Genomic DNA, 7,970 nt, shown 5'->3' on the forward strand with positions numbered 1-7,970 from the left:
GCACGGGTCGTGCCCTCGCTGCCATGACAGCCCGCGTGCCGCCGTGGCGCGCGCGGCCGGAGCCCATTCGCGGGACACGCGGGGCCGGCCGGGTGACGGTCCGGCCGGCGGCACGCGCGAGGCGTCCGGAACCCGTCCCCCGTACGGGCCCCGGAGGTTTTCCGTCCCCCGCGCAGGTCACTCGGTAGGCGCTGACCGGATCGTCCGCTTCGCACTTGCACCGGGAGGTCTCTCCATGAGCACCAAGGTCTCGGACCACATCCTCGAGCGCCTGCGCGCCTGGGGGGTGGAACAGGTTTTCGGCTACCCGGGCGACGGCATCAACGGGCTGCTCGCCGCCTGGGGCCGGGCCGAGGACCAGCCGCGGTTCATCCAGTCCCGGCACGAGGAGATGTCCGCCTTCGAGGCGGTCGGGTACGCGAAGTTCAGCGGCCGGATCGGGGTCTGCGCGGCGACGTCGGGGCCCGGGGCCATCCATCTGCTCAACGGCCTGTACGACGCGAAGCTGGACCACGTGCCGGTGCTGGCGATCGTCGGGCAGACCAACCGGACGGCGATGGGCGGTTCGTACCAGCAGGAGGTCGACCTGCACACGCTGTTCAAGGACGTCGCCTCCGAGTTCGTCGAGACGGTGACCGTGCCGGAGCAGCTGCCGAACGTGCTGGACCGGGCGATCCGCACGGCGTACGCCCGGCGCTGCCCGACCGCCCTGATCATCCCGGGTGATGTGCAGGAGCTGGACTACTCGCCGCCGACGCACGAGTTCAAGATGGTGCCCTCCAGCCTGGGGATGAGCGACTACACGGCGACCCCGACGGACGAGGCGCTGCGCCGGGCGGCGGACGTGCTGAACGCGGGCGACAAGGTGGCCATCCTGATCGGACAGGGCGCCGCGGGCGCGGTCGCGGAGGTCCGGGAGGTCGCCGAGCTGCTCGGCGCCGGGGTGGCGAAGGCGCTGCTCGGCAAGGACGTGCTGAGCGACGAACTGCCGTACGTCACCGGGCCGATCGGGCTGCTCGGCAGCCGGCCCTCGTACGAGATGATGCGGGACTGCGACACGCTGCTGACGATCGGCTCGTCGTTCCCGTACACGCAGTTCATGCCGGAGTTCGGCAAGGCGCGCGGGGTGCAGATCGACATCGACGCGCACATGATCGGCATGCGCTACCCGTACGAGGTGAACCTGGTCGGCGACGCCCAGGCCACGCTGCGGCGGCTGATCCCGCTGCTGAAGGCGGAAGGCCGCGGGCGCGAGTGGTACGACACGGTGTGCGCGAACGTGAAGCGCTGGCACGAGACGATGGAACGCCGGGCCGGGCTGTCGGCCGATCCCATCAACCCGGAGTACGTGGCCCGGGCACTCGATCCGCTGCTGCCGGACAACGCGATCCTCACCTCGGACTCGGGGTCGGTCGCCAACTGGTACGCGCGGCACATCACGATGCGGCCGGGCATGCGCGGTTCGCTGTCCGGCACGCTGGCGACGATGGGCCCGGGGGTGCCGTACGCGATCGGGGCGAAGTTCGCGCACCCGGACCGGCCGGTGGTGGCGCTGGTCGGGGACGGGGCGATGCAGATGAACGGTCTGGCGGAGATGATCACGGCGGCGAAGTACCGGGACCGCTGGTCGGATCCGCGGCTCGTGGTGGCCGTGTGGAACAACCAGGACCTGAACCAGGTGACCTGGGAGATGCGGGCGATGGAGGGCGCCCCGTCGTTCCTGCCGTCGCAGTCGATCCCGGACGTGCAGTACGCGGCGTTCGCCCGGTCGCTGGGCCTGACCGGTATCCGGGTGGAGAAGCCGGAGGACGTGGAGAAGGGCTGGCGGGCCGCCCTGGACGCCGACGGCCCGGCGGTGATCGAGTTCCTCACCGACCCCGCCGTACCGCCGATCCCGCCGCACGCCAGCTGGGAGCAGATGGAGGCCACGGCCACGTCGATCCTCAAGGGCGACGCCGACCGGGCCTCGATGGTCAAGCAGGGGCTGAAGGCGAAGGTGCAGGAGTTCCTGCCGGGCCGGCAGAAGCACTAGGCCGGCACAGGCACTGGGCCGAGTGGTGGCCGCACGCGCCGATCCCGTGTCGGACGTGCGGTACCGGGTACGCGGTGCGGACCTTCGACCCTCTGGAGGGAGACATGCAGCGAGGCAGTGACCGGCTGAGCGTCCACCGGGACGACGAGATGAAGCACGAACTGAAGGGGCTGCTCCGGTCCGGCCATCCCACGCGCGTCGAGGAGTGGCACGACCCGGAGCCGGCCGCGGACGACGATCCGGAGGTGTGGAGCGGGCCGGTGGGCGGTCTCGGGTCTCCGCCGTCACTGGAGCGGACCCGGATGGAGCTGGCCCGGCACCTGAGCCGGCACGCCTTCCCCGCGAAGCCGGGGGAGCTGGCCCGGGCGCTGCGCCGGAGCAACGCGCCCACCGGGCTGATCGACGCGGTGGCCGCGCTGCCGCACGGCGGCCGGTACGAGAACATGCAGCAGCTGGCCGAGGCCGTGGTGGGCGGCGCATGAGCCAGGACCAGGCGGCCGACATCGCGCGCGGTGCCACGGTCGACGTGGGGGACGCCACCACGCGGTTTCTGCTGTACGGGCTGCTGCCCGGCTGGTTCGTGCCGGGGCTCGCCGACTGGGCGATGCACCGGCGGACCCGGATCGAGGACACGGCGGGGACGAAGGAGTCCCTGATCCATTCGTTGATGATGGCCGAGGTGGGCCTGCCCATCGCGCTCACCCTGCGCTACGAGGTCAATCCGCTGCTGCTGTCCGTGCAGCTGGGCGCGGCGGCGGTGCACGAGGCGACGGCGCTGTGGGACGTGCGGACCGCCGTCCACAGCGACCGTGAGGTCAAGCCCGTCGAGCAGCACATCCACAGCTTTCTGGAGTCGCTGCCGTTCGGCGGGCTGGTCTCGCTGATGTGCCTGCACGCCGATCAGGTGCGGTCGCTGCTGCGCGGCGGGCGCGGGGATCCGGACGCCTGGCGCCTGGTACCGCGCCGGCGCCCGCTGTCGCCCGGCTATCTGGCGGCCATCGGCCTCGCGATCGGCGCGTGCGTGCTGCTGCCGTACGGCGAGGAGCTGGTGCGCTGCCGGCGGGCGTCCCGGGCGAGGAAGCGACGGGCCCGGGCGCACCGGGCCACGCTGCGGAGAGTGAAAGGAAGCTGAGGATCATGCGTATCGCGTTTCTGGTGGCACCCGAGGGCGTCGAGCAGGTCGAGCTGACCGAGCCGTGGGAGGCGGCCTCCGGTGCCGGGCACGAGCCGGTGCTGGTGTCGACCCAGTCCGGAAAGATCCAGGCGTTCAACCATCTGGACAAGGCGGACACGTTTCCCGTGGACGAGGTGGTGGGTGAGACGTCGGCCGGCTCGTTCGGCGGTCTCGTCCTGCCGGGCGGGGTGGCCAACCCGGACTTCCTGCGGATGGACGAGAAGGCCGTCGCGTTCGTGAAGGACTTCTTCGAGCGGGGCCGTCCGGTCGCCGCGATCTGCCACGCGCCGTGGACGCTGGTGGAGGCGGACGTCGTACGCGGCCGGGTGCTGACCTCCTGGCCCAGTCTGCGCACGGACATCCAGAACGCCGGCGGCACGTGGGTGGACGAGCAGGTGAAGATCTGCGACCACGGCTCCAACCAGCTGGTGACCAGCCGCAAGCCGGACGACCTGAAGGCGTTCTGCGACGCGTTCCTGCACGTGTTCGCCGGCGAGGCCGGCTGACCGGACGCGGCATGTGAGGGGGCCGGCCCGTCAGGGGCCGGCCCTTTCGTGTGGGTGCCTTGGCGTCGTGAGGGAAGCCTGTGGGTGTCTTTCCCGGTGTCTTCCCCGTGGGTGGCGTCAGGTGCCGGGGGTGCCCGGGGTCGCCGCCTCGCCGCAGCCGCGCTCACGGGCGCCCTCGCGGGTGCGGGCCGCGCTCACCAGGCGACGGGGATTGCGGCGCAGGTACTCGCCCTCCAGCTGCGCCATGCGCTCGTTGTGGGCCCGCAGTGCGTCGTTCGAGCCGTACAGGAGAGTGTCGTGGCGCGTGCGGTGGATCGTCTCCAGCTCCTTCATGAGCTGTTGGTCGTCCAGCCGGCTGGGGTCGACTCCGGTCATGGTGGTGCCCCGCTCGTCGTGTTCGTTCATGGACTTCGGGTACCCGCCCGGCGTGCACTGCCCCCGAGCGATTTCCGGGAGGAATCCATGGAGCTCGCGTTCCTGAATCCACTGTACGAACATCCGGGGTCCTGGGCCTCCGCGTACGTCGACCTGTCACAGCACGACGAGGACATGGAGCACCGGCGGCATCTGACGGCGGAGGCGGTGGCGCGGCAGCTGAGCGAGCAGGGGGGCGACGAGGCCACCTGCCGGGCGGTGTACGACACCCTGGACGCGCTGCGGCACAGCACGGAGCCGTACGGGCGGGCCGTCTTCGCCCGGAACGGCGAGGTGGTGCTCCAGGTGCCGCTGACCCAGGCACCGCCGCAGGGCCTGGTGCGCTGGGGCACGCTCCCGCACGTCACGCCGCTGCTGGACCTGGCCGGGGAGGACCCGGTGTCGCTGGTGGCGTACATCGACCGCACCGGCGCCGACTTCGAGCTGCGCAGCGCGGTGCTCCAGGAGGAGGCCGGGCACATCACGGGAAGCCGGCAGTGGCCGATGCACCGGGCGAAGGCCTCCGACTGGTCCGAGCGGCACTTCCAGCTGAAGGTGGAGAACACCTGGGAGCGCAACGCCGGGGAGATCGCCGACGCGCTCGCGGCCTGCCAGGCCGAGACCGGGGCCGACCTGCTGATCCTGTGCGGGGAGGAGCGCGAGTGCCGGTCGGTGCGGGACCAGCTGCCCCAGCCGCTGCGCGACCGGGCGGTTCAGGCCGCGCACGGCATCGGCAGCAGGCTGCTGCCGCGGGAGGTCGAGGAGATCCGGGCCCGGCACGTCCGGGAACGGGTCCTGGCCGAGGTGGACCGGTACCGGGCGGCCCGGACACCCGACGAGGAGCGGCGGGCCGCGGCGATCGAGGGCGTGCCGCAGCTGATCGAGGCGGCGCGGGAGCACCGGCTGGCCGAGCTGCTGATCCGCCCGGACGCGCCGGACACGCACCGCGAGGTGTGGATCGGCGAGGACCCGGACCAGCTGGCGGCCCGCCGTACGGAGCTGAAGAGCATCGGCGAGCAGCACGCCTGGCCGGCCCGCGCCGATGACGCGCTGGTGCGGGCGGCCGTGGTGACGGACGCCCCGGTCGTCTCGCTGTCGCCGGTGCTGGAGGAGGCCGGCGACGAGGTCGCGGCCGGTGGCATGGGCGCGCTGCTGCGCTGGAAGTGACGGCGCCGGCGCGGCGGACCGGCCGGGTGGGCCCGGGTCACCGGGCCCGCTCCACCCGCCGTTCGTCCCAGACCGGTTCCGCGGTCTCGCGGACCCGGCCGTCGGAGCCGAAGACCAGGAAACGGTCGAAGGAGCGGGCGAACCAGCGGTCGTGGGTGACCGCGAGGACCGTGCCCTGGAACGCCTCCAGGCCCTCCTGGAGGGCCTCGGCGGACTCCAGGTCGAGGTTGTCGGTGGGCTCGTCCAGGAGCAGCGCGGTGGCGCCGGCCAGTTCCAGCAGCAGGATCTGGAAGCGGGCCTGCTGTCCGCCGGAGAGCCGGTCGAAGCTCTGCTCGGCCTGCTGGGTGAGCTCGTAGCGGCGCAGCCGGGACATGGCGGCGCCCCGGTCCTGGGCGTGTTCCTTCCAGAGGATGTCGAGGAGGGTGCGGCCCTGGAGTTCGGGATGGGCGTGGGTCTGGGCGAAGTGGCCGGGCACGACCCGGGCGCCCAGCTTCCACTCCCCCGTGTGGGCGACGTCCTCGCCGGCGAGGAGCCTGAGGAAGTGGGACTTGCCGGAGCCGTTGGAGCCGAGGACGGCGACCCGTTCGCCGTAGAAGACCTCCAGGTCGAACGGCTTCATCAGCCCGGTCAGCTCGAGTCCCGCGCAGGTGACGGCCCGTACGCCGGTGCGGCCGCCCTTCAGCCGCATGGTGATGTCCTGCTCGCGGGGCGGTTCCGGCGGCGGGCCGGCCTCCTCGAACTTGCGCAGGCGGGTCTGGGCGGCCTGGTAGCGGGAGGCCATCTCATGGCTGACGGCCGCTGCCTGACGGAGCGTCAGCACGAGCTTCCTCAGCTGGGCGTGCTTCTCGTCCCAGCGGCGGCGCAGCTCCTCGAAGCGGGCGAAGCGTTCGCGGCGGGCCTCGTGGTAGGTGGCGAAGCCGCCACCGTGCACCCAGGCGTCGGCGCCGGCCGGGCCCGGTTCGACGGAGACGATCTTCTCGGCGGCGCGGGCGAGAAGTTCGCGGTCGTGGGAGACGAACAGGACCGTCTTCCGGGTCTCCTTGAGCTGCTCCTCCAGCCACCGCTTGCCGGGGACGTCGAGGTAGTTGTCCGGCTCGTCCAGCAGCAGCACCTCGTCGCTGCCGCGCAGCAGCGCCTCCAGCACGAGCCGCTTCTGCTCACCGCCGGAGAGGGTCCGCACCTGCCGCCACTGGGCGCGCTCGTACGGCATCCCGAGCGCGGCGGTGGTGCACATGTCCCACAGGGTCTCGGCCTCGTAGCCGCGCACCTCGGCCCAGTCGGCGAGGGCCTGCGCGTACCGCAGCTGGGCCGCCTCGTCGTCGACGGTCATGATGGCGTGCTCGGCCTCGTCGACCGCCTTCGCCGCCTCGCGGATGCGGGGCGGGGCGACGGAGACGAGCAGGTCGCGCACGCTCGTCTCGTCCCGTACGGAGCCGACGAACTGGCGCATCACGCCGAGGCCGCCGCTGACGGTGACCGTGCCGCCGTGCGGTTTCAGCTCGCCGGAGATGAGCCGGAGCAAGGTGGTCTTGCCGGCACCGTTCGGACCGACCAGCGCGACGGCGGCCCCTTCGCCCACCCGGAAGGACACGTCGCCGAGCAGCGCCCTCCCGTCGGGGAGGTAGTACTCCAGGTGCGCGGCTTCCAGATGTCCCATGGCCAGGCATTCTCCGAGTCATCCCACGCCCGGGGCAAACGCTTATCCGACGGGCCGGCCATCCCGGACCGTCCCCGTCGACCGCCCAGCGCCCCGGCCCCGTCGGCTACCCCGCCGCCCCCAGCGCCTCGCCCGCCGGGCCGCCCTCGCCCGCCGGTTCCACCGTGGCGCCCTCCCACGACAGGGCCTTCCAGCCGTCCGCCGGGGAGCCCTCCAGGATGACCACGCCGGTGTTCTCCAGGGGGCGGGCCGCGGCGAAGGCGACGTCGACGTTGGCGGCGCGGGCGGCGGTCCAGACCCGGATCGCGGCACCGTGGCTGACCATGGCGACGGACCGGGCACCGCTCGCCGCGGCCTCGGCGACCACCGCGTCGTACCGGGCCAGGGCCTCCTCGCCGCTCTCCCCGCCGGGCATGCGCAGGGCGGTGTCCCCGGCGGCCCACGCGAACACCGTGCGCAGGTACCGCTCGCCCTCCGGGGTGTGGCCGGGCAGCATCTCCAGGTCGCCGGCGGACAGCTCGCGGATGCCGTCGCGGACCAGGACCTCCAGGCCGCGCGCGGCGGCCAGCGGGGCGGCGGTCAGCTGGGTGCGCACGAGCGTGGAGGCGTAGAGCGCCTCGATGTCCTCGCCGGCGAGCGCCTCGGGCAGTGCGGCGGCCTGCGCCTCGCCGAGCGGAGTCAGCCCCGGGCCGGGCACGGCGGTGTCCAGCAGGTGGTTCAGGTTGGACGGGGTCTGGCCGTGGCGGACGAGGAGCAGGCGCATCCGGGTTCTCCTCTCGCACCGGGCCGGCGGCCGGCGCACGGGGACAAGAAACGGGCCCTTCAGGGTAACCGCACCCCATGAGCCCAGACGTGGACCTGACTGCCCCCGCGACCGCCGCCCGCGCCCCGCTGCGCAAGCTGCTCGATCTCGACGGCCGCCTGTTCGAGGCCGCCGCCGCCTGGCACTGGCCCGGCGCCGAACGCGTCCTGCCCCGCCTGAGCCGCAGCGCGAACCACGGGGTGCTGTGGTTCGCGACG

The 7,970-nt window shown here is 72.9% G+C and carries 8 protein-coding genes and 1 pseudogene; 6 read left to right on the forward strand and 3 right to left on the reverse strand.

Features of this window, described 5'->3' with window-relative positions; genetic code table 11:
* Window positions 1–235: 235 nt before the first annotated feature.
* From ABZV94_RS38590 to ABZV94_RS38605, 4 genes are all read left to right on the forward strand, one after another.
* Entirely contained in the window at window positions 236–2,032 is a 1,797-nt protein-coding gene (locus ABZV94_RS38590; RefSeq protein ID WP_356349220.1) for a thiamine pyrophosphate-requiring protein, read from the forward strand.
* 104 nt (window positions 2,033–2,136) lie between these two features.
* Window positions 2,137–2,514, forward strand: a complete 378-nt coding sequence (locus ABZV94_RS38595; protein ID WP_356349222.1) for a DUF2795 domain-containing protein — start codon at window positions 2,137–2,139, stop codon at window positions 2,512–2,514.
* Window positions 2,511–3,164: a diguanylate cyclase gene (locus ABZV94_RS38600; protein ID WP_356349224.1), complete on the forward strand. Its 654-nt coding sequence runs from the start codon at window positions 2,511–2,513 to the stop codon at window positions 3,162–3,164. The genes ABZV94_RS38595 and ABZV94_RS38600 overlap by 4 nt, the downstream gene beginning before the upstream one ends.
* Before the next feature lie 5 nt (window positions 3,165–3,169).
* Window positions 3,170–3,712, forward strand: coding sequence for a type 1 glutamine amidotransferase domain-containing protein (locus tag ABZV94_RS38605; protein ID WP_356349226.1), 543 nt, complete (start codon window positions 3,170–3,172; stop codon window positions 3,710–3,712).
* Window positions 3,713–3,829: 117 nt separating this feature from the next.
* Here ABZV94_RS38605 and ABZV94_RS38610 read toward each other — a convergent pair whose 3' ends face one another.
* The gene (locus tag ABZV94_RS38610; protein ID WP_030983959.1) at window positions 3,830–4,117 is read right to left on the reverse strand and encodes a DUF6158 family protein; all 288 of its coding nucleotides are present in this window, start codon (window positions 4,115–4,117) and stop codon (window positions 3,830–3,832) included.
* A 57-nt stretch (window positions 4,118–4,174) separates the two neighbouring features.
* Here ABZV94_RS38610 and ABZV94_RS38615 point away from each other — a divergent pair, with 57 nt between their 5' ends.
* Complete coding sequence (locus ABZV94_RS38615; RefSeq protein ID WP_356349228.1) at window positions 4,175–5,293, forward strand: Vms1/Ankzf1 family peptidyl-tRNA hydrolase; 1,119 nt, start codon at window positions 4,175–4,177, stop codon at window positions 5,291–5,293.
* 37 nt (window positions 5,294–5,330) lie between these two features.
* Here the strand turns inward: ABZV94_RS38615 and ABZV94_RS38620 are convergent, their stop codons facing one another.
* Together ABZV94_RS38620 and ABZV94_RS38625 are read right to left on the reverse strand one after the other, a co-directional pair.
* Complete coding sequence (locus tag ABZV94_RS38620; protein WP_356349230.1) at window positions 5,331–6,950, reverse strand: ATP-binding cassette domain-containing protein; 1,620 nt, start codon at window positions 6,948–6,950, stop codon at window positions 5,331–5,333.
* Window positions 6,951–7,056: 106 nt separating this feature from the next.
* Window positions 7,057–7,713: a histidine phosphatase family protein gene (locus ABZV94_RS38625; RefSeq protein ID WP_356349232.1), complete on the reverse strand. Its 657-nt coding sequence runs from the start codon at window positions 7,711–7,713 to the stop codon at window positions 7,057–7,059.
* A 77-nt stretch (window positions 7,714–7,790) separates the two neighbouring features.
* Here ABZV94_RS38625 and ABZV94_RS38630 point away from each other — a divergent pair.
* Window positions 7,791–7,970: pseudogene (locus ABZV94_RS38630) on the forward strand (phosphoesterase); the annotation flags it as partial.

Source organism: Streptomyces sp. NPDC004658, assembly GCF_040609555.1.
Classification (GTDB): Bacteria; Actinomycetota; Actinomycetes; order Streptomycetales; family Streptomycetaceae; genus Streptomyces.